General features: G+C 62.9%; 21 protein-coding genes and 1 tRNA gene. 9 read left to right on the top strand and 13 right to left on the bottom strand.

Features of this window, described 5'->3' with window-relative positions; all coding sequences use genetic code 11:
• Positions 1 to 92: 92 nt before the first annotated feature.
• The 3 genes from OH764_RS03815 (at position 93) to OH764_RS03805 (ending at position 2,677) form a co-directional block, all read left to right on the top strand.
• Entirely contained in the window at positions 93 to 629 is a 537-nt protein-coding gene (locus OH764_RS03815) for an energy transducer TonB family protein (RefSeq protein ID WP_498848077.1), read from the top strand.
• 409 nt (positions 630 to 1,038) lie between these two features.
• On the top strand, positions 1,039 to 2,346 hold the full coding sequence (locus OH764_RS03810; protein WP_498848076.1) for an MFS transporter: 1,308 nt from the start codon (positions 1,039 to 1,041) through the stop codon (positions 2,344 to 2,346).
• A 151-nt stretch (positions 2,347 to 2,497) separates the two neighbouring features.
• Positions 2,498 to 2,677: a hypothetical protein gene (locus OH764_RS03805; RefSeq protein ID WP_020065217.1), complete on the top strand. Its 180-nt coding sequence runs from the start codon at positions 2,498 to 2,500 to the stop codon at positions 2,675 to 2,677.
• Positions 2,678 to 2,721: 44 nt separating this feature from the next.
• Here the strand turns inward: OH764_RS03805 and OH764_RS03800 are convergent, their stop codons facing one another.
• The gene (locus tag OH764_RS03800; RefSeq protein WP_164701812.1) at positions 2,722 to 2,859 is read right to left on the bottom strand and encodes a hypothetical protein; all 138 of its coding nucleotides are present in this window, start codon (positions 2,857 to 2,859) and stop codon (positions 2,722 to 2,724) included.
• 537 nt (positions 2,860 to 3,396) lie between these two features.
• A complete protein-coding gene (gene waaC / locus OH764_RS03795; protein WP_498848075.1) occupies positions 3,397 to 4,398 on the bottom strand; it encodes a glycosyltransferase family protein in 1,002 nt (333 codons plus the stop codon).
• Positions 4,399 to 4,607: 209 nt separating this feature from the next.
• Between waaC and OH764_RS03790 the strand changes: the two genes are divergently transcribed.
• A complete protein-coding gene (locus OH764_RS03790) occupies positions 4,608 to 6,125 on the top strand; it encodes a chloride channel protein (RefSeq protein ID WP_498848074.1) in 1,518 nt (505 codons plus the stop codon).
• A gap of 74 nt (positions 6,126 to 6,199) precedes the next feature.
• On the opposite strand, the gene minE is transcribed toward OH764_RS03790, so the two are convergent.
• The 8 genes from minE to OH764_RS03750 form a co-directional block, all read right to left on the bottom strand.
• Positions 6,200 to 6,457 (bottom strand): cell division topological specificity factor MinE, encoded by a 258-nt coding sequence (gene minE, locus OH764_RS03785; RefSeq protein WP_020065213.1) that lies wholly within the window; start codon positions 6,455 to 6,457, stop codon positions 6,200 to 6,202.
• Positions 6,458 to 6,471: 14 nt separating this feature from the next.
• Positions 6,472 to 7,287 (bottom strand): septum site-determining protein MinD, encoded by an 816-nt coding sequence (minD, locus tag OH764_RS03780; protein ID WP_007175863.1) that lies wholly within the window; start codon positions 7,285 to 7,287, stop codon positions 6,472 to 6,474.
• A 102-nt stretch (positions 7,288 to 7,389) separates the two neighbouring features.
• Positions 7,390 to 8,226: a septum site-determining protein MinC gene (gene minC, locus OH764_RS03775; protein WP_498848073.1), complete on the bottom strand. Its 837-nt coding sequence runs from the start codon at positions 8,224 to 8,226 to the stop codon at positions 7,390 to 7,392.
• 240 nt (positions 8,227 to 8,466) lie between these two features.
• A complete protein-coding gene (locus tag OH764_RS03770; protein ID WP_498848072.1) occupies positions 8,467 to 9,000 on the bottom strand; it encodes a GNAT family N-acetyltransferase in 534 nt (177 codons plus the stop codon).
• Positions 9,001 to 9,177: 177 nt separating this feature from the next.
• A complete protein-coding gene (gene map, locus OH764_RS03765) occupies positions 9,178 to 9,963 on the bottom strand; it encodes a type I methionyl aminopeptidase (protein ID WP_498848071.1) in 786 nt (261 codons plus the stop codon).
• Between the two features lie 262 nt (positions 9,964 to 10,225).
• Positions 10,226 to 10,315, bottom strand: a tRNA-Ser gene (locus OH764_RS03760).
• Between the two features lie 167 nt (positions 10,316 to 10,482).
• Positions 10,483 to 11,778 (bottom strand): serine--tRNA ligase, encoded by a 1,296-nt coding sequence (serS, locus tag OH764_RS03755; RefSeq protein ID WP_498848070.1) that lies wholly within the window; start codon positions 11,776 to 11,778, stop codon positions 10,483 to 10,485.
• Between the two features lie 62 nt (positions 11,779 to 11,840).
• Entirely contained in the window at positions 11,841 to 13,154 is a 1,314-nt protein-coding gene (locus OH764_RS03750; protein ID WP_020065207.1) for a replication-associated recombination protein A, read from the bottom strand.
• Between the two features lie 253 nt (positions 13,155 to 13,407).
• Here OH764_RS03750 and cytX point away from each other — a divergent pair, with 253 nt between their 5' ends.
• The gene (cytX, locus tag OH764_RS03745; protein ID WP_498848069.1) at positions 13,408 to 14,724 is read left to right on the top strand and encodes an SLC5/6 family protein; all 1,317 of its coding nucleotides are present in this window, start codon (positions 13,408 to 13,410) and stop codon (positions 14,722 to 14,724) included.
• Positions 14,725 to 14,815: 91 nt separating this feature from the next.
• Here the strand turns inward: cytX and speB are convergent, their stop codons facing one another.
• Complete coding sequence (gene speB, locus OH764_RS03740) at positions 14,816 to 15,805, bottom strand: agmatinase (protein WP_498848068.1); 990 nt, start codon at positions 15,803 to 15,805, stop codon at positions 14,816 to 14,818.
• A gap of 193 nt (positions 15,806 to 15,998) precedes the next feature.
• Here speB and OH764_RS03735 point away from each other — a divergent pair, with 193 nt between their 5' ends.
• Positions 15,999 to 16,910, top strand: coding sequence for a LysR family transcriptional regulator (locus tag OH764_RS03735; protein ID WP_498848067.1), 912 nt, complete (start codon positions 15,999 to 16,001; stop codon positions 16,908 to 16,910).
• An 83-nt stretch (positions 16,911 to 16,993) separates the two neighbouring features.
• Here OH764_RS03735 and lolA read toward each other — a convergent pair whose 3' ends face one another.
• Both lolA and OH764_RS03725 read right to left on the bottom strand, forming a co-directional pair.
• Positions 16,994 to 17,722, bottom strand: a complete 729-nt coding sequence (lolA, locus tag OH764_RS03730; protein ID WP_498848066.1) for an outer membrane lipoprotein carrier protein LolA — start codon at positions 17,720 to 17,722, stop codon at positions 16,994 to 16,996.
• A gap of 447 nt (positions 17,723 to 18,169) precedes the next feature.
• Positions 18,170 to 20,485, bottom strand: a complete 2,316-nt coding sequence (locus OH764_RS03725) for a DNA translocase FtsK (protein ID WP_498848065.1) — start codon at positions 20,483 to 20,485, stop codon at positions 18,170 to 18,172.
• Between the two features lie 354 nt (positions 20,486 to 20,839).
• Between OH764_RS03725 and trxB the strand changes: the two genes are divergently transcribed.
• The 3 genes from trxB (at position 20,840) to OH764_RS03710 (ending at position 23,428) form a co-directional block, all read left to right on the top strand.
• A complete protein-coding gene (gene trxB / locus OH764_RS03720) occupies positions 20,840 to 21,841 on the top strand; it encodes a thioredoxin-disulfide reductase family protein (protein WP_498848064.1) in 1,002 nt (333 codons plus the stop codon).
• Positions 21,842 to 22,034: 193 nt separating this feature from the next.
• Positions 22,035 to 22,808, top strand: coding sequence for a Smr/MutS family protein (locus OH764_RS03715; protein ID WP_498848063.1), 774 nt, complete (start codon positions 22,035 to 22,037; stop codon positions 22,806 to 22,808).
• Entirely contained in the window at positions 22,808 to 23,428 is a 621-nt protein-coding gene (locus tag OH764_RS03710; RefSeq protein ID WP_027804182.1) for a trimeric intracellular cation channel family protein, read from the top strand. The genes OH764_RS03715 and OH764_RS03710 overlap by 1 nt, the downstream gene beginning before the upstream one ends.
• The last annotated feature ends 128 nt before the right edge of the window (positions 23,429 to 23,556 follow it).

Here is a 23,556-nt window from a genome sequence, read left to right as displayed (position 1 = left end):
GCCTAAGTCGACATACCGGGGCGAACGCGGATTGAAACCCGGCGGTTTTTGACTACGATCTAAGTAGGTTCTGCCCTTTTTAGTGGTTCATCATGCTTACCCGCACGCGCCCTCTTCCCCCCATGACTGACTGCCGCGATCGCCGCGGCTGCGCATGGTCACTACCTCTACGCGGCACCGCATACACTGCGTTGCTGGCACTCGCCGTCGCCGGCTGCACGTTCACGCCGCCGCCACACGCGGTCGTCGCAACGCCGCCCACCGTAGTCAACAGCGCGACGCTCGATCAGTATCGCGAGGCGGTCGCGCAACGCATCGTCGAGCGCAATCCTTCGTATGTACTGCGCGGCACGCCGCAAGCGATGCTGCGCTCGCTCGTCGTGGTGTCGTTCACCGTCGATCGCAACGGGCACGTGGTGTCATCGTCGGTGTATCGCACGAACGGCGACGACGAAGCGGAAAGCACCGCGCTCGCCACGTTGCGACGTGCATCACCGCTGCCGTTGCCGCCGGGCAAATTGCTGGACGGCCGCGGCCAGCTCGAACTGTTCGAAGATTGGCTTTTCAACGACGACGGCAAGTTCCAGCTGCGCGAACTGGCCTCGCCGCAAGCGCTGACCATCGACTGAGCGCGGCCTGGCCGATCGGCCAGCCGCCTTGCTGCGCGCGCGCCGCGCTCGCTATAATTTTCCGATTCCCTCGCCGGAGCCTCCGGCACGGTGCAGGCCGCCCGCTCATCCGCCGGCGCGGCTTGCAGCCACCTGTCGCGGCGCCGCGTCATCCACGCGTGCCACGCAAACGCCTTTGCTGCGTGGCGGCGTGATCACCATGCACGCGCACAAGGCCACATTCGCGCGCGAGTCCACACGGCCAACGCTGTATGCTGCGGGTTCGTCGCCCGTCAGCATGATTGCCGACGCGAGTCCGACTCAAGCGCACGAACCTGAACAAAGATGCCGATTGACCGCGCCGCTGCGCAGCCACACTGCGCCTCTATCGAGCGAGGCAACGCGGCATCACGATACATGGAGACCCTGCATGTCCACATCGCCGATTTCCGCGGCCGAGCCCAATGCGGCCGGACACACCAACAGCGCGCGCATCATCTTCGCGAGCTTCATCGGCACCGCGATCGAGTTCTACGATTTCTATGTCTACGCGACCGCCGCGGCGCTCGTCATCGGCCCGGTGTTTTTTCCGCATGGCTCGGCAACCGCTCAGGCCCTGTCGGCCTTCGTCACGTTCGGCATTGCGTTCGTCGCGCGGCCGATCGGCTCGTTCCTGTTCGGCCATTTCGGCGACCGCATCGGCCGTAAATCGACCCTCGTCGCGTCTTTGCTCGTGATGGGCGTCTCGACCACGCTAATCGGCTTCGTGCCGGGCTACGACTCGATCGGCACTCTTGCACCGATCCTTCTGTGCATCTTGCGTTTCGGCCAAGGCATTGGCTTGGGCGGTGAATGGGGCGGCGCTGCGCTGCTCGCCACCGAAAACGCGCCTGCCGGCAAGCGCGGCTGGTTCGGCATGTTCCCGCAACTCGGACCGTCGATCGGCTTTCTGGCGTCCAACGGCCTCTTCTTCGCGCTTGCGATGTCGTTGAGCGACGCACAGTTCCGTAGCTGGGGCTGGCGCGTGCCGTTCCTCGTAAGCGCGGTGCTGGTCGCGCTCGGGCTTTACGTGCGGCTGAAGATCGCGGAGACGCCGGCCTTCCAGGCCGCCATTGAGCGTCAGGAGCGCGTGAAGGTGCCCATCGCGACGCTGCTGTCGCGGCATTGGGTGCCCACGCTTCTGGGCGCGCTGGCAATGGTGGTCTGCTACACGCTGTTCTATAACGCAACCACGTTCTCGCTGTCGTATGGCGTGTCGGTGCTGCACATTCCGCGGCAGACCTTCCTCGGACTGCTGTGTATTGCCGTGGTGTTCATGGCGCTTGCCACGCCGCTGTCCGCCTGGGCAAGCGACCGCTATGGCCGCAAGCCGGTGCTGATCGTGGGCATCGTCGCAGCGGTCCTGTCGGGCTTCACCATGGCGCCGCTCCTCGGCAGCGGACAAACGCCGCTCGTGCTGCTGTTCCTCGTCATCGAACTGTTCCTGATGGGCGTGACCTTTGCGCCGATGGGCGCGCTGCTGCCCGAACTGTTTCCGACCAACGTCCGTTATACCGGCGCAGGTGTGTCGTACAACCTGGGCGGGATTCTCGGGGCATCGGTCGCGCCATACATCGCGCAAATGCTGGCCGCGCGCGGCGGGCTGCCGTGGGTGGGCGCGTATGTGTCGATCGCCGCGGCCGTCAGCATGATCGGCGTGCTGTGCATGCGCGAGACGCGCGACTCGCGCCTGATGTGACGCGGCGATAGACAGGTAAGGGACCTCGGCCGGCTGATCGCTGAAGTCCCCGCCTGGCGGAGGTTTCGCTGAGTGAATCACCTGCCTTGCGCGCCTTTTTGACTTGCCTATACTCGACCTGAATGACCCTATGGCAAGCAGGGAGGCCCGGATGAACCTTCACTTACATAATGCCGACGTCGTGACGATCATCGCGCTCGCATTGTTGTGTTCGCTGCTGCTGGCGTTGCGCTTTCGACCCGCCACCTGGAAAGGCATTGTCGTCGAGGCGCTGGCGGCGAACGCGGCAGCCATTACCGCTGTGATCGCGTTCGAAATGCTGGTGGCCTGACGCCACGACCGGCCGTTGCGGGCCAGCTTTGGCCGGCCGCGAGCTTAACGGTAGTAATAGCCGTGATGGTGGTAGTAGCCTCCGCCGCCGTAGTAGTAGCCCGGCGCCGGCGCGACGACGCAGCCGCCAAGCAGGGTTGCGAGTACGGTGCCGGCGATCAGAGTCAGGAGCAGGCGTTTCATGTTGTTCTCCGTCGAGTCAGGTTCGTTCGAGAATTCTCGAATGACTCGATTGAACACGACGTACGGCTGCCAGAACGTTGCCAGTTGTAAGGGAAGATCACGCGCGTGTTACACGTTCGCCGATCCGCGCGACTCGTCAGGACACATGGCAATGCACGCTCACATCCGATGAAAACACCGCCTATACTGACTTGAAGATGTCGGTCGCGAACGGGCCTTGTGGGCGTTGCCTTGCGGCCTTCCCGGCGACGGTAACGGCGTCCGCCAAGCACGGCTTGCGGGCGCCATTCAGCCTATCTTCACCAACACGCGCAACGGGCGCGAGCGCTTCACCGACCAACGAAAAGCGACAGATTTAACAAGCGTGTAATGAGCGCTTCGCGGGTCGCATGGTTGCGCAGCAAGCCGAATCCTTTTTCGCCCAGCGTTCCCCGACGCGGGCGTTTATAGGGGCGTCACGTCATAGTGCCGGTGGCATAGGCACTCTGCGCGCGACGCCCTTTTCTTTTGAGCAAACGATTGCGGTCGAGGCTGCGCTCAAGCCGCAGCAGAACCTTGCCCGGCGACGGCGGGCGGCTTGCTGTGCACGTAGTCGATGGCATCGAGCACGGCGCTGATGGGCGGCACGGAAAGGCCGTCGCCAACCGAGATCGAGCGGAATGGTGCTTCTACGCCGCAATGCTCAGGCGACGTCGATACGAAAACCATAACCGTGCGCTTCAGCAGCGCATGTGCGAGGTGGACAAAACCTGTGTCTGCGCCGACCACCAACGAGCACGCGTCGATCATTTGCGCGATTTCCGTCACGGTCATCTTCGGCAGAACCTTCGAGCCTGGTACTTGCGCGGCGATCTGCTCGGCCTCGATGCGCTCGCCTTCCGAACCCCACGGCAAGACCACGTGAAAGCCGCGTTGCGAAAGCTCGGTGCCGACCACCGCCCAATGCGAGATCGGCCACTTCTTGTCGTCTTTCGACGTTGCATGAAAAAGCGCGGCGACTGGCGCGCGCTCGCCTTCGAACGGGGGTCTCACCGGCTCCGGCAACTTCAGGTCGTAGACGGGCGGGCCTTCTACTTCGTAGCCGAGAGCCTCGCCCGCGCTGATACGCATGCCATGCCACGCATTGCATTGCGGACGCGGACCAAAGCGCCCCGTGTACGCAAAAGCAGCGCCCCGCTCGCCCAGATCCTGAGACTGGTAGCCGATGCAACGCGACGAGCGGGCTAGAAACGCGATGATCGCGCTTTTGTACACGCCATGAATGTCGATGATGTAATCGTAGCGATGCGCACGCAGCTCCGCGATGGAGGCAGCGATCGCCTTGAAGTCGGCCCACCGGCGCGCTTTCTTGAAACGCCGCAGCGGCGCGAACAGTACACGGTCGATACCCTTGCACCATTGCGCCACTTCGGCGAATGCTTCGTCTGCGGCCCAATCCACCTGGACGCCAGGAAATGCGCGTTTGATGTCCGCTACGACGGGCAGCGCTTGCACGATATCGCCGAGGGAGGTGACCTTGACGATAAGGACTCGCTTCATTGAGGGCCTTCGGTTGTTCAACGTCAAAATATTTTAGCCGACGAATGGAATAGTCTTTGCTGAAACGGGCAATGCGGTCGCCGGAAAACAATACGGCGTCTTACATCGAGCACCTTACAGATTGCCTTTTTACTTTATTTCACAACGCTTTCATACGGTTTTACGTTTTCCGCGCGCTTTATACTTCATCCTTTGCACATCCAGATCTCATGTCGCGAGCGCAACCTCTTCTTTCTTCCGGGATCGTGCGTCGCGCGAGACGTCTTTGGCGCCAGTACGGCATTTTCTGGCTCGGGGCGATCGCGGTCGGGCTCGTGGCGGTGCTCTACGCGCGGCTAATCGACTGGGGCTACGAGGAATTCCGCTCGGTACAGCGCGAGCACGTGTGGGCGCCGCTCATCATCACACCCGCGGTGGCAGCCCTCGCCGTATGGCTCACGCGCAAGTTCTTTCGCGGCGCCGAGGGCAGCGGCATTCCTCAGGTGATCGCCACGCTTCATTCGAAACCCGGCGAATATGGCGCGCGGCTGCTGTCGTTTCGCATTCTGTTCGGCAAGATCATGGTGTCGTTCCTGGCGATTCTCGGCGGATTTACGATCGGCCGAGAAGGGCCGACCGTGCAAGTGGGCGCGGCCCTCATGTTCAATCTGCGCAGGCTGTATCCGCGTTCGAACGCACTGATCGAGCGGCAGCTGGTGCTGGCCGGCGCGGCGGCGGGTCTGTCGGCGGCGTTCAATACTCCGCTCGCGGGCATCGTGTTCGCCATCGAGGAACTGACTCGCAGTTTCGAAGCCCGCGCGAGCGGCGTGCTGATTACCGCCATCATCATTGCCGGTGTGATCGCGCTGGGACTGAACGGCAACTATACGTACTTCGGCACCATTCAGATCGGCGCGCACTTTCCCAACCTGCTTGCGCTCGCGGTGCTGCTTACGGCCATCATCACGGGCATTGCGGGCGGCGTGTTCTGCTGGCTGCTGCTGAACACCGCGCGCTGGATTCCCGCGCCGCTGCGTCAATTGCACGGCGAGCGGCCCGTCGCGTTCGCCGCACTGTGCGGCTTCGTGATCGCGGGAGTCGGCCTGGTTTCGGGCGGCACTACGTTCGGCAGCGGCTACGCGGAAGCGCGCGGTTTGCTCGATGGACACGAACAGCTGTCGGTGTTCTATCCGTTCCTCAAAATGATTTCGATGGTCGGCTCGTACCTGCCGGGCATTCCAGGCGGCATCTTCGCGCCATCGCTGTCGATCGGTGCAGGCTTCGGCAATCTGTTGCACATGGTGTTCGGCTCCATGCAACTGCCGATGCTGATCGCCCTCGCCATGGTCGGCTATCTGGCCGCCGTCACGCAATCGCCCATCACTTCTTTTGTGATCGTGATGGAGATGATCAACGGTCACGCGCTCGTGATTTCGCTGATGGCCACCGCGCTGATTGCGAGCCGCGTGTCGCGCTTTTTCGCGCCGCCGTTATACGAGGCGCTTTCCGAGCGCTACATGGCGCCGCTGCCGCGTCCGGCGCCCGCTCCGGTGCCGGAAGTGCCCGCGGTGGATGCGCCAGAAGTCGACGCATCGGAGCCGGTGGCGGAAGTGATCGCCGCAGATAGCTCCGACGAGACGTCCGCTGACAGTTCACTTGATGCCCCCGCTCGGACTTCCGCCGACAACCCAACCGATCGACCCGCTGATCGACCGACTGAAGGCGGTTCGCCCGCACCTCGTCCGTAAGCGGCGCTCGCCGACGCTCGCCGACGTTTACGCTCGGCGCGCGCATCGACACGCGCCGACCGCGAGCAACAGACTTATAAGGTCTGCGGAATCTCTATCTTGACCTCGAGCACCTCGAGGTCGTCCTGGCGCTCGAGACTCACGCGGATGTCGTCGTCGGAAATCCGCACATACTTTGAAATCACGGCGACCAGTTCGCGTTGCAACGCAGGCAGATAATCGGCGGGAGCATGACCGCCGGCGCGCTCGTGCGCGATGATCAACTGCAGGCGTTCCTTCGCTACCGACGCGGATTTCTTCTTCTCGCCCAGCAAAAACGAAAGAATCGACATAACGTGCGCTCCCCTTACTTGGTGCCGAAGAGGCGCTGCAGCAGCCCGGGCTTCTGGTAATCGGTAAAGCGAAGCGATTTCTGCTCGCCGAGAAAACGCGATACGACGTCTTTATAAGCTTCGGCCACGTCGGTGCCGTCGAGATGCACTGCAGGCAGACCCTGATTCGACGCGTGCAGCACCGCTTCGGATTCCGGGATCACGCCGATCAGGTCGATGCGCAGGATTTCCTGGATGTCGGTCAGCGACAGCATCTCGCCTTCGCTCACGCGCTTCGGGTTGTAGCGCGTGATCAGCAGGTGCTCCTTGATCGGCTCCTTGCCTTCAATCGCGCGCTTGGTTTTCGACGACAGGATGCCGAGAATGCGGTCCGAGTCGCGCACCGACGACACTTCCGGGTTCGTCACGATCAGCGCTTCGTCGGCAAAGTGCATGGCGAGGAGCGCGCCGGATTCGATACCGGCCGGCGAGTCGCACACGATGTATTCGAAGTCCATCGCGATCAAGTCGTTGATGACCTTCTCCACGCCTTCCATGGTCAGTGCGTCTTTGTCACGCGTTTGCGAGGCCGGCAGAATGAAGAGGTTCTCGCACTTCTTGTCCTTGATCAGCGCCTGGTTCAGATTGGCTTCGCCCTGAATGACGTTGATCAGGTCGTACACGACGCGGCGCTCACAGCCCATGATGAGATCGAGATTGCGCAGACCGACGTCGAAGTCGATCACGGCGGTCTTGCTGCCACGCAATGCGAGGGCCGATGCAAAACTCGCGCTCGTGGTCGTCTTGCCCACGCCACCCTTGCCCGATGTCACCACAATGATTTTTGCCATTACCCTTACCTTGTGTTCGTCAAATTCGTCAATTATGTGCGGCCATATTTCGCCCCCGACGCCGCGCGCCGTCAACGTTCGGCGCAGCGGACCCGGCAGCGCTTACGTGAGCCGCAATGGTTCGATCATCAACTTTTCGTCTTCGAGCCAGATCTGCACCGGCTTGCCGAGCACGTCGGCCGGCAGCGGGTTCTCGGTCGTCCGATAGATGCCCGCGATCGAGATGAGTTCCGGTTCGAGACACGTGCAGAAAATGCGCGCGTCGTGATTGCCTTGCACACCTGCGAGCGCACGGCCGCGCAACGGCGCATAGATATGGATGTTGCCTTCAGCGATAACTTCCGCGCCGTAGCTCACGAGCCCAAGCACGACGAGATCGCCCTTTGCGTAGATGCGCTGACCCGAGCGCAGCGGCTTCTCCACCACCATGGTTTGCGAAGACGTGGCAAGACGCACGGGCTCGGCGGCCGGCGCAGGCGCGGACTCAACCGATGCGGCTGCGGCCGTCTGACTCGCAGGCGGTGCGCTTGTGCCAGAGTTCGCACCTGAGTTTGCTGCGTCAGCCAAGTCCGCCGCCGATGCACCCGCGGCTTCTTCGTCAGCCGATTTTGCGGACGCGCCGCGGCGGTCGCGCGCTTCGAGCAACGGCAGCGCCGACTCCGCCGCCCACGACTGCTGCGTGTCGGCGACCACGCCGACGGGACGCATGCGCACGCTCTCGAGCAACCGTGCGATCTCGGCGAGCGGCACGCGTTCGTTGCCGGCAAGCCGGCGCACGTCTATCGCGACGACGTCGTTAGCGAAAAATTCGGGGGTCGCCTCGAAGCGCCGGGTCAGCTCGGCACGCATGGCATCGAGGTCGGTTGTCTTGACCACAAACAGGAGCGTGTCGACGGAACCGCTGCGGAGTTCGAAAAAGGGCGATTTCTTGGGCGACATAACGTTCGGCAAAAATTTTGCGTATTTTACAGGCGTCCGCGCGCGCGGCGAGATTTTTTGCCGGACAACGAGCGGCTGGATGCTCACACGTGCTCGCGCGGAAACGATCGAACCGTGCGGCACATGAACGCGCGAGGCGGGAACGCTGCTGGAATGCGGACGAAAATGCAGATGGCGATGCGGACAGAGACGCGGACGGGAATTCGATACAGGCGGCGGACGGTTGCGCTACTCGATATCTCACCGGTCGACTGCTGTCGACGTGGACGGCACGTGGCGAACCAGCAGACTTTCGACCTGCTCGGGCGCACGCGCGACGCGCCGATGTTCGCCGGTCGGCCCGAAACCGAGCGCTTCGTAGAAGCGCATTGCGTTGCGATTCGAGTCGGCCACCCATGCGTAGATTTCCGCCGCGCCCTCGTTGGCAAGCCAGCTGCTAGCCGTATCGACGAGCAACTCTCCGCCGCGCAGATGCCGGACCGCAGGCGCGACCCACAGCTCGCACACGAATGCGCGGCGCTCATCGGCTTCTTCGAAGTGCGCTTCGACCAGTCCGGCCGGATGACCCTCGGTGTAGAGAATGAAAGTGCTGATGGCGGCAGAAACCGCGTGTTCTGCGGCGACGGCGTCAAAGCTCGCGGCATCCGCGGACAATGCGTCTTCTAGCGTTGCGCCGAACGCATAGGGCGCCTCACGCAGGGACGCTGTACGAAGTTCGCGAAAAACGGCGCCCTGATCAGCGGCGATACGGCGAACGGTCAGTGACGGACTCATGCAGACGAAAACCCCTTGAAACCTTAAGCCGTAGCTTTAACCGAACCGGCGCGAGAGTCAATTCATTCTTTGACGGGCGATCTTATCGCGCAAGCCGGTTCACGCAAAGCGCAGGTAACCCCGAGCATTTCGCGCGCCTGGCGCCGTATGCGTCGACGTCATGCGCAGCGGTTTGCCTCACGGTGCTGCGTAGCTGCCAGTGCCGTCCGGCCAGGGCGTGAGGAGTTCGTAGCCGTCGTCGGTGACCGCGATCATGTGTTCCCACTGCGCCGACAGCGAGCGGTCTTTCGTGACCACCGTCCAGCCGTCGCGCAATACCGTGGTACCAGCTCGGCCCGCGTTGATCATCGGCTCAATCGTGAAGACCATGCCGGGCTTCAGACGCACGCCTTGTCCCGGTTGGCCGTAGTGCAAAACCTGCGGGTCTTCGTGATAAACCTTGCCGATGCCGTGGCCACAGTAGTCGCGCACGATCGAAAAACCATCGCGTTGCGCGACCTTCTGGATCGCGTGGCCGACATCGCCAAGCGTCGCCCCCGGCTTCACCTCGCGAATGCCTGCGAGCATTGCCTCATAGGTCGTGTCGACCAGTTGACGAGCCACCGTGCTCGGCTGGCCGACGCAATACATGCGGCTCGTGTCGCCGAAGTAGCCGTCTTTGATGATCGCCACGTCGATATTGATGATGTCGCCGTCTTTCAGCACTTCGTTGCGGTTCGGAATGCCGTGGCAAACCACCTGATTGACCGAGGTGCACACCGTCTTTGGAAAACCCAGATAACCGACGTTGGCCGGAATCGACTTTTGCGTGTTGACGATGTAGTCATTGCACAGTGCGTCCAGCTCGTCGGTGGAGACACCGGCCTTCACGTGCTCGCCGATCATGGCCAGCACGTCGGCCGCAAGGCGGCCAGATATACGCAGCTTGGCAATGTCGTCAGGAGTCTTGTAGGTAATGGCCATGTATTCGGTCGATGGGTTCGCAGGTAGGTCGATATTCAATCGAACGGCCAATTGTACAGAGGATCGGCGCGGGGGCCGGGCAAAGCGGGGGAAGAGGCTGGTGAATCAGCGGGTTGATGCGCCAGCGGCAGGTGCAATACCCCGCACGCAGCGATAAGTTAGCATCGCTTATGAATGCCAGACGTCATAGCCGACGTCAGAACGACAGGTCATTTCACAAGCAGAAACGAAAACAGGCCCCGAAGGGCCTGTTTTCTGAATTTGGCGGAAAGGGTGAGATTCGAACTCACGGTACCCCTAAAGGTACACCGGATTTCGAGTCCGGCGCATTCGACCACTCTGCCACCTTTCCGTGTTTTCCGACTTGCCACAACGAGGCGGTTTTGTCAGATCCAAGCGGGTCGCTGCTTGGGAGAGAAAGATTATAGAACAGCCGATCTGGATTTCCAAGTACCTCGCCGAAAAAATTTCGACGAATCCCGGCGATCAAACCACGCGGTTGCATCCACCCGACGCGAATCAGGCCGCCGGCACTTCCAGCCGCTCGACGCCGCCGAGGTATGGCCGCAGTGCCGCCGGCACCGTTACGGAGCCATCGGCATTCTGGAAGTTCTCGAGCACGGCCACGAGCGTGCGACCCACCGCAAGACCCGAACCGTTCAGCGTATGGACGAGTTCCGGCTTGCCTTGCGCGTTCCGGTAGCGCGCCTGCATCCGGCGAGCCTGGAACGACTCCGTGTTCGAACAGCTCGAAATTTCGCGATAGGTGTTTTGCGCCGGCAGCCAGACTTCGAGGTCGTAGGTCTTCGTCGCGGAGAAACCCATGTCGCCCGTGCACAGCGTGATCACGCGGTACGGCAATTCCAGCTTTTGCAGAATCGTCTCAGCGTGGCCGACCATCTGCTCCAAGGCGTCATACGACGTTTCCGGCGCCACGATCTGCACCATTTCAACCTTGTCGAACTGATGCTGACGGATCATGCCGCGCGTGTCGCGCCCATACGAGCCCGCTTCCGAACGGAAGCAAGGCGAATGTGCGGTCAGTTTGATCGGCAACGCACCCGCTTCGACGATGCTGTCGCGCACCGTGTTCGTCAGCGAAATTTCCGACGTGGAGATCAGATACTGAGTGACCGTGTTTTCGCCGCCGCCCTTCTCGACGCGGAACATGTCGTCGGCGAACTTCGGCAGCTGGCCGGTGCCGTACAGAATTTCCGGATTCACGATATACGGCGTGTAAATCTCCGTATAGCCATGGTGCTGCGTGTGCGTGTCGATCATGAACTGCGCGAGCGCACGATGCAGCCGCGCAATCTGCCCGCGCAGCATCGTGAAGCGCGCGCCCGACAGCTTGGCGCCGGTCTCGAAATCGAGGCCGAGCGGCGCGCCGACATCCACGTGATCCTTGACTTCGAAATCGAACTGACGCGGCGTGCCCCAACGGCGCACCTCGACGTTATCCGCTTCGTCGCGTCCTGTCGGCACGCTCTCATGCGGAAGATTCGGCACGCCAAGCAGAAGATCCGACAGACGTTTTTGAATGTCGTCGAGCTTCGCTGCCGACGCCTTCATCTCGTCGCCGATGCCGCCGACTTCCGCCATCACGGCCGAAGTGTCCTCGCCCCGCCCTTTCATCGCGCCGATCTGCTTCGACAGGCTGTTGCGGCGCGCCTGCAGTTCTTCGGTGCGAGTCTGGGTGTCGCGGCGTTCCGCTTCGAGCGCGGTAAAGGCCGCCACGTCGAGGGTATAGCCGCGGTCGGCGAGGCGCTTCGCGACGCCGTCGAGGTCTTTGCGCAGCAACTGGATGTCGAGCATGGGATGGGGCGGTATTCGTTGTATGAAGGTGGGATTTTAGCGCACCGGCGGCACCGGACGGCTCAACTCTTCTTGGGCTTGTTCTCGTTGCGCCACTGCGCGTCGAGTTCGGCAAGACGCGCCATCTTGTCGCCTATCTTGCCTTCGAGGCCGCGCGGGGTCGGCGTGTACCAATGCGGATCGCGCATGTTCTCGGGCAGATACGTCTCACCGGCTGCATATGCATCCGGTTCGTCGTGTGCGTAGCGATACTCGTGGCCGTAGCCGAGCTCCTTCATGAGCTTGGTCGGCGCGTTTCGTAGGTGCACCGGCACGCCGCGCGACTTGTCCTTGCTCACGAAGCGGCGCGCCTCGTTGTACGCGTTGTAGCCGGCATTGGACTTGGGCGCGACCGCCAGGTAGATGATCGCCTGCGCGAGCGCCAGTTCGCCCTCGGGCGTGCCGAGTCGCTCGTAGGTCTCGGCGGCGTCGAGCGCAATGCGCGCGGCACGCGGGTCGGCAAGACCGATGTCCTCCCACGCCATCCGGACGATGCGGCGCGCCAGATAGCGCGGGTCCGCGCCGCCGTCGAGCATGCGGCAGAACCAGTACAGCGCGCCGTCCGGGCTGCTGCCGCGCACCGACTTATGCAACGCGCTGATCTGGTCGTAGAAAGCGTCGCCGCCCTTGTCGAAGCGGCGCAGATTCTCGGCGAGCGCGCTGCCGAGCAACGCGCCGTCGATCTCCGTGGTCTTCTGCTGCGAAGCCGCGCGCGCGACGATCTCAAGGTTGTTCAGCAGCTTGCGGCCGTCGCCGTCGGCGGAACCGATCAGCGCATCGCGCGCTTCGTCGGTAAACGTCAAGCCGCCGAGTTCCTGTTGCGCGCGCTCGAGCAGTTCGCCCAACTCTTCCTCGGTGAGACTTTTGAGCACGTAGACCGCGGCGCGCGACAGCAACGCGCTATTCACTTCGAACGACGGATTCTCCGTAGTCGCGCCGATGAACACGAAGAGTCCCGACTCGACATGCGGCAAGAACGCGTCTTGCTGACTCTTATTGAAGCGATGCACTTCGTCGACGAACACTAGCGTCTGATGCCCGTTCGCGCGATGAATCTGCGCGGTCTCGACCGCCTCGCGAATGTCCTTCACGCCGGACAGCACCGCCGACAACGCGATGAATTCCGCATGAAACGCGTCGGCCATGAGCCGCGCGAGCGTGGTCTTGCCGACGCCGGGCGGGCCCCAGAGGATCATCGAATGCGCTTCACCGGATTCGAATGCGACCCGCAGCGGCTTGTTCGGGCCGAGCAGATGCTTCTGACCGATTACTTCGTCGATATTGCGGGGCCGCAGGCGTTCGGCGAGCGGAACATTGGCACGGGTTTCTTCGAACATGACGTTTTGGGGATAATCTCGGCTTTTCCGGACGCGGCCCGCACGATGGTCCGTGTGATGATCGGCCTGAAGGCGGCATGCTGCCGGACGAGAGCGCAAAACCCGCACGAGCAAGGCGCGAGGCGTGGGAAACGTCCTGCATTATGACAGTGACCGCGCCAGGACGAGCGGCGCGCATTCTGAACATGGACGCTGACTCGCATACAAGAGCAACCGGAACAGCAACAGCAACACGACTCAGGGACAAGATCCGATGGCACATGATCCACTCGCCGGCGACGCCGGTTCCACCTACGCGCCGCTCACGCCGGTACCCGACGCCCGCCGCGCCTTCCGTACCGGCGACGCGTTCGCGCTCTGGTTCTCGCTCGGCATCGGCCTGCTGGTCGCGCAAGCCGGCGCGTTGCTAGTGCCGGGGCTGTCGCTGCCGCACGCGCTGCTGGCCATCGTGATCGGCAGCGCGATCGGCGTGGTTCTGCTCGCGCTTGCGGGCGTGATCGGCACGGACACCGGACTCGCGGCGATGTCCTCGCTGCGTCCGACGCTCGGCGTGCGCGGCGCGTCGGTGCCGGCTGTGCTGAACGCCGTGCAACTGCTCGGCTGGGGTTCGTTCGAAGTCATCGTCATGCGCGATTCCGCCGACGCTCTTGCGAAGCAGGCGTTCGGTCTTTCCATGCCGCTCGTCTGGACCATCATCTTCGGCGTGCTCGCGACGCTGCTCGCGATCAGCGGCCCGCTCTCGTTCGTGCGGCGCTTTCTGCGCACGTGGGGCATCTGGCTCCTGCTCGCGGGCGCGGCATGGCTCACGTGGAGCCTGCTCGCGCAGCATGACCTGAGGGCGATGATGCGCCGCCCGGGCACTGGCGAGATGTCGTTCGGCGGCGCAATCGACCTCGTGGTGGCGATGCCGCTTTCATGGCTACCGTTGATCGCGGACTACACGCGCTTCGGCCGCCGCGCCGGCGACACGTTCCGCGGCACGCTGCTCGGCTATGGCATCGCGAACATCTGGTTCTATGCATTGGGCTCGATCTACGGTCTGGCCGCCGGTGGCGGCGACGCGCTGCTGACAAGCGCGCTTGCGCAAGCCGGCGGCGGACTCGCATTGCTGCTCATTCTGATCGACGAAGTGGACAACGCATTCGCCGACATTCATTCAGCGGCGGTGTCGACGGGCACGTTCTGGGCGCGCGGCAGTGTGCCGACGCTGTCGGCGGCGTTCGGCGCGCTGTGCACGTTGATCGCGCTGCTTATACCGATGGCGAAGTATCAAAACTTCCTCCTGTTGATCGGCTCAGTGTTCGCGCCGCTTTTCGGTGTGGTGCTGGTCGATCACTTCATCGTGCGCAAACGCCGTATAGAAGCCGCCATGCTCGCCGACGTACGCGGCCGTTACGGCTTCTCGGGCGGCTGGCATCTGAGCGCGTTCATTGCGTGGGCAATCGGCATCGCCGCTTATCAGGCGATCAACCAATGGCTGCCGAATCTCGGCGCGACGCTGCCCGCGCTGGTGATCGGCGCAGTGTGTTATCTCGCGTTCGTGTCGACGCGTAAAACCGCGTACGCGTGAGAGGTTCAATGCGCCGCAATTAAAGAAAAGGCCTGCATTTGCAGGCCTTTTCGTTGCATCCGCCGCGCATCGCACAGGATGGCGAGCAAGCTCAGCGAGCAGCAGTCCGGTACTCGACGCCCGGCAGCACACACAACAACTCGAACGCGAGGTTCGCGGCGAGCAGCGCCGTCGTGCCGAACGGATCATACGGCGGCGCCACCTCGACCAGATCGCATCCGACGATATTCAAGCCGCGCGCACCGCGAATGATTTCGAGCGCCTGCGGCACGGTCAGCCCGGCGATTTCAGGCGTGCCGGTGCCGGGCGCAAAGGCCGGGTCGATACCGTCGATGTCGAACGTGATATAGACCGGGCCGTCGCCGATGCGCTCGCGCACGCGCGCCATTAGCGGCGCAAGCGACTGGTTCCAGCATGCTTCGGCCTGCACGACCTCGAAGCCCTGATCCCGGCACCAGTCGAAATCTTCTGCCGCGTAGCCCGTGCCGCGCAGACCGATCTGCACGACGCGCTCGCAATCGAGCAGCCCCTCTTCGACCGCGCGACGAAACGGCGTGCCGTGGGCGATTTTCTCGCCCATCATCGTGTCGTTGACGTCGGCGTGGGCGTCGACATGTATAAGGCCAACCTTGCCGTGCTTGCGATGAATCGCCCGCAAAATAGGCAACGCGATGGTGTGATCGCCGCCGAGGGTGACCGGCTTGCAATCGTGCTGAAGTATCTCGTCGTAAGCGGTTTCGATCCGGGCGATCGAATCGTGCAGGTTGTACGGATTGATCGCGACGTCGCCCAGATCGGCCACGCGCAGAGAATCGAATGGCGCCGCGCGCGTTGCCATGTTGTAAGGGCGCAGCAGCACCGATTCGCTGCGAATCTGGCGCGGCCCGAAGCGCGCGCCCGTGCGGTTGGACGTGCCCAGGTCGAACGGCACGCCGACGAAACATGCGTCGAATCCCTCCGCCGAGCCCACGTTCGGCAGGCGCATCATCGTGGCAATGCCGCCGCAGCGCGGCATTGCATTGCCGGACAGCGGTTGCGGCCGTTCACCGGCTTCGGGAGAAATGAAAGAAGAAGTATTCATCGTGGCTCGACAATGAAAAGAAGACGCAGCAGTTGGGAATCTGCGAACCGGCTACGTTACGTGCACTTATGCGTTCCGGAGGCACTCCGAACGCCTGCAAACCGGGTGAATCTCCATTCTTGAGCACTTCCCGTCAACTTAAAATAGCCACGAAGTAACCTTTACATCGATTTGCAACGATGTATCCTGACGCATGTTCTCCCAACTCACCGACCTCGATTTACGACTCATCCGCGTATTCCTTGCGATCGTCGACGCGGGCGGCGTCTCGTCGGCCCAAGCCACGCTCAACGTCGGCCAGTCGACCATCAGCACGCAACTCGCCACGCTCGAAACGCGCCTTGGGTATCGGCTGTGCGAACGCGGCCGCGGCGGCTTCCGGCTGAGCGCGCGGGGCGAACAGTTCGCCGATGCCGCTCGTGCGCTGCTCGGTGCCGTCGACACCTTCGGCATGCAGGCGCGCAATGTCGGCCGCAAGCTGGTGGGCACGCTCGACATCGGCATGATCGGGCACACGCCCGTATCGGCAAGTGCGCGCATTAGCAACGCGATCGGCCGGTTTCGCTCGCGCGACCAGTCGGTGCGATTTTCGATTCTGGTGCGCTCACCCGGTGAGCTAGAAGAATTGCTGCTCAATGGCCGGATTCAGGTGGGCATCGGGTATTTCTGGCATCGCGTGCCGTCGCTCGAATACACCGAGGTGTTTGCCGAAGACCAGTTCGCGTATTGCGCGAAAGGACATCCGCTGTTTGCTTCAGCCGGCGGCGTGTCGCCCGAGCAAGCTGCAACACACGAATGGGCGTGGCGCAGCTATCCGTTGCCCGAAGCCGAGAGTTCGACCACGCCGCGCAACGTCACCGCGGTCGCGGACAACATGGAAGCGGTCGCGATGCTCGTGCTATCCGGGCATCATCTCGGCTACCTGCCCGGACACTTCGCGGCGCCGTTCGTCGAGCAAGGACTGCTCGCCGCGTTGAACCCGGAGCTAATGCGTTATCGCGTCGCGTTTCATATGGTCACGCGGACGCGGCAGCATCGCACGGATATTGTCGAAGCGTTCATCGACGATATGAAGGCAGCCCATGCCGTCGAAGCGAAACCGTAGCGCGCGCACTGCGTTGTACCGGTAATAAAAAAGCCGCGCGTTCAGCGCGGCTTCTCTCGCAAACATCAATGCACGGCGAGCGCTTAGCCGTTGATCACGTCAGCGCCTTTAGGCACGGTAAACTTGAATGCATCCGCGGGCAGCGGCGGATTCTTCTGGATGTTCGAGAAGGTCAGCAACGTCACGTTGCCGAACACGTCGTGCAATTCCATTGCTTGCAGATTGCCGTCCTTGAAGCCGATGCCCACGCGCTGAAATTGCGTGTCTTTCGCTTTCGGCGTGAGTTCGAGCCAGTCGATGCCGGCCTTGACACCCGCATCGCGCAACGTGAAGTTCTTGTCCAGATCGTTGCTGCCGAACAGGATTGCCGCCGGGCTCGCGCCGAGCGCGCCGCCGAGGCTTCGCACCGTCACCTGGTTCAGATCCTTGTCGTACACGTAAAGCTTGTCGCCGTCCGCCTGCAGCAACTGCGCGTAGGGTTTTTCGTATTGCCAGATGAACTTGCCGGGACGCGCAAACGTGAATGTTCCGCTCGACGTACCGTTCTTGCCGCCGCCCGTGGTGGACAGCACGCCGCTTGCGCCGCTCGCTGCTTGCGCCTTGCTGGGCGCGCGCACTTCCTGCTGCACGAAGGTGCCGCGCGCCGAGTGAACTTGCGCGACGAACGCCTTCAGCTGCTCGGTGCCGCTCGCGAACGCCTGCGAAGCGACGAGCATCGACGCGCCGATCGCGGCTGTACCGACGCCGCGCGCGATTGCGCGGGCAAACCGGACGACGCTGCTGGATGCATGCTGATGCACAAATAGCTGCATATGATTTCTCTCCCTTGATTTGAATTCGTTGAGCGATTGCTTTGTCTGGCTTTGATTGGCTCTGATTGCGGCGCATCGACATGAGCAATGTTTGCCGGTGGCCGTGAGCGCAGCGCGACGCTTGCTGTGCGAGGCTCGGGGCGAACACACGAGGCTTGGGTCCCTGCGGTCTGTCGCGCTGCGCCTACAACCGAGCTTAGGCGGGCAGGCTTAAACGAGCCTTAGAAATCGGCATCGAAGAGGACCTTGAGCCTGGATCTTCGCATCGGATTTTTGGAGGCGGACCTTTAATGCCCAACTTGAAAGCGGACGTTCAAAACGTCGACATTCAAAGCCGACCATGAACCAGGGCCGTTGGAGCCGTTGAGCGGTCCCCTCAGAAGCCTATCCGCGAAGCAGGCCCCGCAAGCGGACAAAACACTGGCCATTCGCCTCCCGCCATAACGCCTACTCGGCCTCTCGCGCCGGTGCCAGAATTTCGCGATTGCCGTTCGACGACATCGCCGACACCACACCTGAATTTTCCATTTGCTCCAGCAGGCGCGCCGCGCGGTTGTAGCCGATGCGCAAATGCCGCTGCACCAGCGAAATCGACGCACGCTTGTTTTTCAGCACCACGTCCACAGCCTGATCGTAAAGCGGATCCGATTCGCCGTCGCCTGATCCGCCCGCTCCGGCGCCCGCCGAGCCCTCGTCGCCCTCACCGGTGACGCCGCCTTCGAGAATGCCTTCGATATAGTTCGGCTCGCCCTGCTCCTTGAGCTTGTCGACGACGCGGTGCACTTCTTCGTCCGACACGAACGCGCCGTGCACACGGACCGGCAAGCCGCTGCCCGGGGGCAGGTAGAGCATGTCGCCCATACCGAGCAACGATTCCGCGCCCTGTTGGTCGAGAATCGTGCGCGAGTCGATTTTTGACGACACCTGGAACGCCATCCGCGTCGGCACGTTAGCCTTGATGAGCCCGGTAATCACATCGACCGACGGACGCTGCGTGGCGAGAATCAAGTGAATCCCGGCGGCGCGCGCCTTCTGCGCAATTCGCGCGATCAGTTCCTCGACCTTCTTGCCGACCACCATCATCAGGTCTGCCAGTTCGTCGATCACGATGACGATGTTGGGCAGGCGCGTGAGCGGCTCCGGCTCGTCCGGCGTGAGGCTGAAAGGGTTCGGCAGCTTTTCTTCGCGCTTGGCAGCTTCGTCGATCTTGTTGTTGTAGCCGGCGAGGTTACGCACGCCGAGCTTGCTCATCAGCTTGTAGCGCCGCTCCATTTCGGCGACTGCCCAGTTCAGCGCGTGACCCGCCTGGCGCATGTCCGTGACCACCGGACAGAGCAGATGCGGAATGCCTTCGTAGACGCTCATTTCGAGCATCTTCGGATCGATCAGGATCATTCGGACCTGATCGGCGCTCGCCTTGTAGAGCAGCGACAGGATCATTGCGTTGATACCAACCGACTTGCCCGAACCGGTCGTGCCCGCGACGAGCAGGTGGGGCATCTTCGCGAGGTCCGCGCATACGGGCTTGCCGCCGATATCCTTGCCGAGCCCCATGGTGAGCGGCGATGCCGCGTCCGCATACACCGCCGAGCCGAGAATTTCGGACAGGCTCACGGTCTGGCGCCGCTGATTCGGCAGTTCGAGCGCCATGAAATTCTTGCCCGGAATCGTTTCGACGACGCGGATCGATACCAGCGACAACGAACGCGCGAGGTCTTTCGCCAGATTCACGATCTGGCTGCCCTTCACGCCAGTGGCCGGTTCGATCTCGTAGCGCGTGACGACCGGACCCGGATACGCGGCGACGACGCTCACCTCGACGCCGAAGTCCTTGAGCTTTTTCTCGATCAGACGCGAGGTGAATTCGAGCGTGTCCGCCGAAATGGTTTCCTGCGCGGCGGGCGCCGGATCGAGGAGCGAGATAGGCGGCAGCGTGGAATCGCCGGGCAGATCGGTGAAAAGCGGCACCTGCCGTTCTTTCTCGACGCGCTCCGACTTGGCCGGCGTGACGACCGGCGGCACGATCACGACGGGCTCGTGCTCCTCGATACGCACGCGACCCTTCTCGACCTTGCCTTCGCGCTTCACCGCCGCCGCTTCGCCCAGTTTGCGGTCGCGGCCCGCCTCGCGGCGCAGCTTCGCGAAGGTCACAGCCGAAATGATCGACTCCCCGAGCTTCTCCGACACCGACAGCCACGAAAACCGGAAATACAACGACAAGCCAATGCCGAGCACGATCAGCAGCGCGAGGGTGCCGCCCGTGAAACCGAGCGCATGCGACACGCCGCGCGCGACCGCTTCGCCGATCACCCCACCAGGCGCGCGCGGCAATTGCACCTTGAGCGACCACATGCGCAGCGCCTCGATGCCGTCGCAGGCAAGCAGCACGAGCATGAACGCAAAGGCGTCCGCGAGCCAGCTGGCATCGCGCGGCGCGTCGTCCTGCAAGTCTTCGTGACGGGTGATGCGCTTGTAGTTCGCGGAGATATGGCGACCGAGCAGCACGATCCACCAGTAAGCGGAGAGGCCGAACAGCAGCAGCAGAATGTCCGAGGTCCACGCGCCCACGCGGCCTGCCCAGTTGGCGATGTGATCCACCTGCGCGGCGTGCGTCCAGCTCGGATCGCGCCGGCTGTAGCTGACGAGCGCCATCAGCAGGAAAACGCCGAGCGCGACCTGCAGAATCCAGCGGATTTCGGTGAAGAGACGCGACATGCGGTGCGGCAATGCCTGCGCGCTCGCGGTATAAGGAGCTTTTGCCATTGATCCTGTTGCTTGTGTGGCCGATCCGGTGTGCCGGGGCGCAGCCGAGCCGCGCTGGGCGCGGCTGCGGGCACGACACCGGCGACCCGAAACTTCGATCCGGCCTATTGTAAACGCAGTGCCCCGCGCAAGGCTGTAAATGACGGTAACCTGGCCGATTGGCCACACGCAGGCGTCCAATCAACGCGCGGCCAGCTCGAAAGCACGCGCCATGGGCTATCGCCGCGATCGGAAAGCTTCATGGAGCAGCCCGCCGCCCCTCCCTTTATAATGCCGGACTGATACCCATCTACAGTTTCAGCCAAGTCGCGCAGCCTCGCATGGGCGAGCAGCGCGCCGTAAAAGGATTCGATCATGCCCGCAACTTCCACGAAACACGCCAAGGTTCTGATTCTCGGTTCCGGTCCCGCCGGCTACACGGCAGCGGTCTACGCGGCGCGCGCGAACCTCGCGCCGGTGCTCGTCACGGGTCTCGCGCAAGGCGGCCAGCTGATGACCACGACCGACGTGGAGAACTGGCCCGCCGACGCCAACGGCGTCCAAGGCCCGGAACTGATGGCGCGCTTTCTGGAGCACGCTGAGCGCTTCAACACCGAAATCATCTTCGACCACATTCACACGGCCAAGCTGAACGAAAAGCCGATCCGTCTGATCGGCGATTCGGGCGAATACACGTGCGACTCGCTCATCATCTCGACGGGCGCGTCGGCGCAATATCTCGGCCTGCCGTCAGAAGAAGCGTTCATGGGCAAGGGCGTGTCGGCCTGCGCGACCTGCGACGGCTTCTTCTACAAGCAACAACATGTGGCCGTGATCGGCGGCGGCAATACCGCCGTTGAAGAAGCGCTGTACCTGTCTGGCATCGCGAAAAAGGTCACGGTGATCCACCGTCGCGACAAGTTCCGCGCCGAGCCGATCCTGATCGACCGCCTGCTCGCCAAAGAGAAGGAAGGCGCCGTCGAGATCAAGTGGAACCATACGCTCGACGAAGTCACGGGCGACCAGTCAGGCGTAACCGGCTTGCGCATCAAGCACACGCAAACCGGCGAGACGACCGACATTGCGTTGCAGGGCCTGTTTGTCGCGATCGGCCACAAGCCGAACACGGACATCTTCGAAGGCCAACTGGAGATGAAGAACGGCTACATCATCACGAAGGGCGGCCTGAACGGCTTCGCAACCGCTACCAGCGTGCCGGGCGTGTTCGCCGCCGGCGACGTGCAGGACCACGTGTATCGTCAGGCGATCACGAGCGCAGGCACCGGCTGTATGGCAGCGCTCGACGCGCAGCGCTATCTGGAAACCATCAACGAGATGGCCGGCGAGCACGCAATGAGCCAGGAAGCGGAGCGTTGATCGGCTGCGTCTCTTCGCGAACGCAACGGTAAAATGTCGGCTGGGCCTTGCCCGGCCGCTCGCCCGATCAAAGGCCGCGGCTCCCCAGCCCGCGGCCTTTTGCATTCAGAGCTGCGCCACGGCCATGCAAGACCCCGCTTGATCTACTTCCGATCGACTCTCGATCGACTTATTTTCCGCGTGTATTCCCGCTATGCCCAAGAACCAGCCTCACCCGAACGAGCCCAAGCGTGTCAGCGCCGCCGCGCGACCCGCGCCGGAACCGGCTGCCCCCGCCGCCAGGCCGGTAATCGAGCCGGCTGCGGGTCTGGCGGGCCTGGGCGCGCTGCGCGATGCGTTGAAGGTCGACGGCGAGCGGCGCGAGCGTGAACGCGCAGCCGCGGCGGCCGCGCAGCGCGAAGCGACTGCAGATGCCAATCTGTTTCGGCGGGAGATCGGCGAAGTCACGCCGCTCGCGGTGCCGCCGCGCGCATCGTTGCCGCGCAATCCTCCGCCGCCGCTGCCGGTGCAAACCCGGCTCGACGAAGAAGCCGTGTTGCACGAAGCGATTTCCGACGAGTTCGACCCCGAGGTATTGCTCGACACCGACGAAACGCTTTCGTATTGCCGTCCAGGCGTGAGCCAGGAAGTCGTGCGAAAACTGCGGCGCGGCGACTGGATCGTGCAGGCGCAGATCGATCTGCACGGCATGCGCCGCGAGGAAGCGCGCGAGGCTCTGGCTGAGTTCATCCGCGAATCGGTAAAGCGCGGCTTGCGCTGCCTGCGCGTGATTCACGGCAAGGGTTTGGGCTCGATCGGCAAGGAGCCCGTGCTTAAGGGCAAAGTGCGCGCGTGGCTCGTGCAAAAGACCGAGGTGATAGCGTTTTGTCAGGCGCGTCCGCATGACGGCGGCTCAGGCGCTGTGGTCGTGCTGCTGCAGCCAGGCGCTACGCCGGCTCACGCAAGAGCTTCAGCGGAGCCACGGTGATCCATCCCAGGCTGACGCTCGCGCTGACTTTCATGGAGGCGCTGGCGATTTTCGCTTACGCCATTTCCGGTTTTATCGAGGCCAAAACCCGTCGGCTCGACGCCGTAGGCACCTTTCTCGTCGCAATCGCCACCGCCTTTGGAGGCGGCACACTGCGCGACGTCCTGCTCGAGCGCCGTCCGTTCTACTGGGTCGAGCATCAGGAATATCTGATCGCGATTTTCGCGATGTCGCTGTTCGCCCCCACGCTGCTGAAAGCCACCTCGCGCCTGCTGTCCGAGCGCGTGCTGCTGGTGGCCGACGCGATCGGCCTCGGGCTTTTCAGCATCGCGGGGACCTCGATTGCGCACGACGCCCAGATGCCGTGGTTCACGTCCGTGCTGATGGGCGTCGCGACGGGCGTGTTCGGCGGCGTGATCCGCGACGTGCTGTGCAACGAAGTGCCGTTGATCCTGCGCGACTCGCGGCCGTACGCGACATGCGCTTTCGTCGGCTGCTGGCTGTATGTGCTGCTCGACTACGTCAATTTCGACACCGTGTATAGCGTGCTGATCGCCACCGCGTTTATTCTGCTATCCCGACTCGCCACCTTCCGGTTCAACGTGCGATTGCCGCATTAGCCGCATTAGCCTGATCAGGCCGAACTAGCCGCACGGCCGCCTCCGCCGTACTCGGCGCCGTGCCGGCTGTTCCCGGGCAACGCATCCTACGAAGACTCTAGCTGCCGCCCGCCACACCCGATGCGGAC

Origin of the sequence: Burkholderia sp. M6-3 (genome assembly GCF_050858985.1) — a bacterium.
GTDB lineage: Bacteria > Pseudomonadota > Gammaproteobacteria > Burkholderiales > Burkholderiaceae > Paraburkholderia > Paraburkholderia caledonica.
This window is presented reverse-complemented; position numbering and strand designations above follow the sequence as displayed.

What these genes read in the sequence shown, in the direction of transcription:
- OH764_RS03715 (WP_498848063.1), top strand. Translation starts at nt 22,035, where the DNA reads ATGCCCAAGAACCAGCCTCACCCGAACGAGCCCAAGCGTGTCAGCGCC.
- OH764_RS03735 (WP_498848067.1), top strand. Translation starts at nt 15,999, where the DNA reads ATGTTCTCCCAACTCACCGACCTCGATTTACGACTCATCCGCGTATTC.
- serS (WP_498848070.1), bottom strand. Translation starts at nt 11,778, where the DNA reads ATGCTCGACATCCAGTTGCTGCGCAAAGACCTCGACGGCGTCGCGAAG.
- OH764_RS03815 (WP_498848077.1), top strand. Translation starts at nt 93, where the DNA reads ATGCTTACCCGCACGCGCCCTCTTCCCCCCATGACTGACTGCCGCGAT.
- minE (WP_020065213.1), bottom strand. Translation starts at nt 6,457, where the DNA reads ATGTCGATTCTTTCGTTTTTGCTGGGCGAGAAGAAGAAATCCGCGTCG.
- OH764_RS03800 (WP_164701812.1), bottom strand. Translation starts at nt 2,859, where the DNA reads ATGAAACGCCTGCTCCTGACTCTGATCGCCGGCACCGTACTCGCAACC.
- cytX (WP_498848069.1), top strand. Translation starts at nt 13,408, where the DNA reads ATGGCACATGATCCACTCGCCGGCGACGCCGGTTCCACCTACGCGCCG.
- OH764_RS03770 (WP_498848072.1), bottom strand. Translation starts at nt 9,000, where the DNA reads ATGAGTCCGTCACTGACCGTTCGCCGTATCGCCGCTGATCAGGGCGCC.
- OH764_RS03750 (WP_020065207.1), bottom strand. Translation starts at nt 13,154, where the DNA reads ATGTTCGAAGAAACCCGTGCCAATGTTCCGCTCGCCGAACGCCTGCGG.
- OH764_RS03810 (WP_498848076.1), top strand. Translation starts at nt 1,039, where the DNA reads ATGTCCACATCGCCGATTTCCGCGGCCGAGCCCAATGCGGCCGGACAC.
- minD (WP_007175863.1), bottom strand. Translation starts at nt 7,287, where the DNA reads ATGGCAAAAATCATTGTGGTGACATCGGGCAAGGGTGGCGTGGGCAAG.
- OH764_RS03790 (WP_498848074.1), top strand. Translation starts at nt 4,608, where the DNA reads ATGTCGCGAGCGCAACCTCTTCTTTCTTCCGGGATCGTGCGTCGCGCG.
- map (WP_498848071.1), bottom strand. Translation starts at nt 9,963, where the DNA reads ATGGCCATTACCTACAAGACTCCTGACGACATTGCCAAGCTGCGTATA.
- minC (WP_498848073.1), bottom strand. Translation starts at nt 8,226, where the DNA reads ATGTCGCCCAAGAAATCGCCCTTTTTCGAACTCCGCAGCGGTTCCGTC.
- OH764_RS03725 (WP_498848065.1), bottom strand. Translation starts at nt 20,485, where the DNA reads ATGGCAAAAGCTCCTTATACCGCGAGCGCGCAGGCATTGCCGCACCGC.
- lolA (WP_498848066.1), bottom strand. Translation starts at nt 17,722, where the DNA reads ATGCAGCTATTTGTGCATCAGCATGCATCCAGCAGCGTCGTCCGGTTT.
- speB (WP_498848068.1), bottom strand. Translation starts at nt 15,805, where the DNA reads ATGAATACTTCTTCTTTCATTTCTCCCGAAGCCGGTGAACGGCCGCAA.
- trxB (WP_498848064.1), top strand. Translation starts at nt 20,840, where the DNA reads ATGCCCGCAACTTCCACGAAACACGCCAAGGTTCTGATTCTCGGTTCC.
- waaC (WP_498848075.1), bottom strand. Translation starts at nt 4,398, where the DNA reads ATGAAGCGAGTCCTTATCGTCAAGGTCACCTCCCTCGGCGATATCGTG.
- OH764_RS03805 (WP_020065217.1), top strand. Translation starts at nt 2,498, where the DNA reads ATGAACCTTCACTTACATAATGCCGACGTCGTGACGATCATCGCGCTC.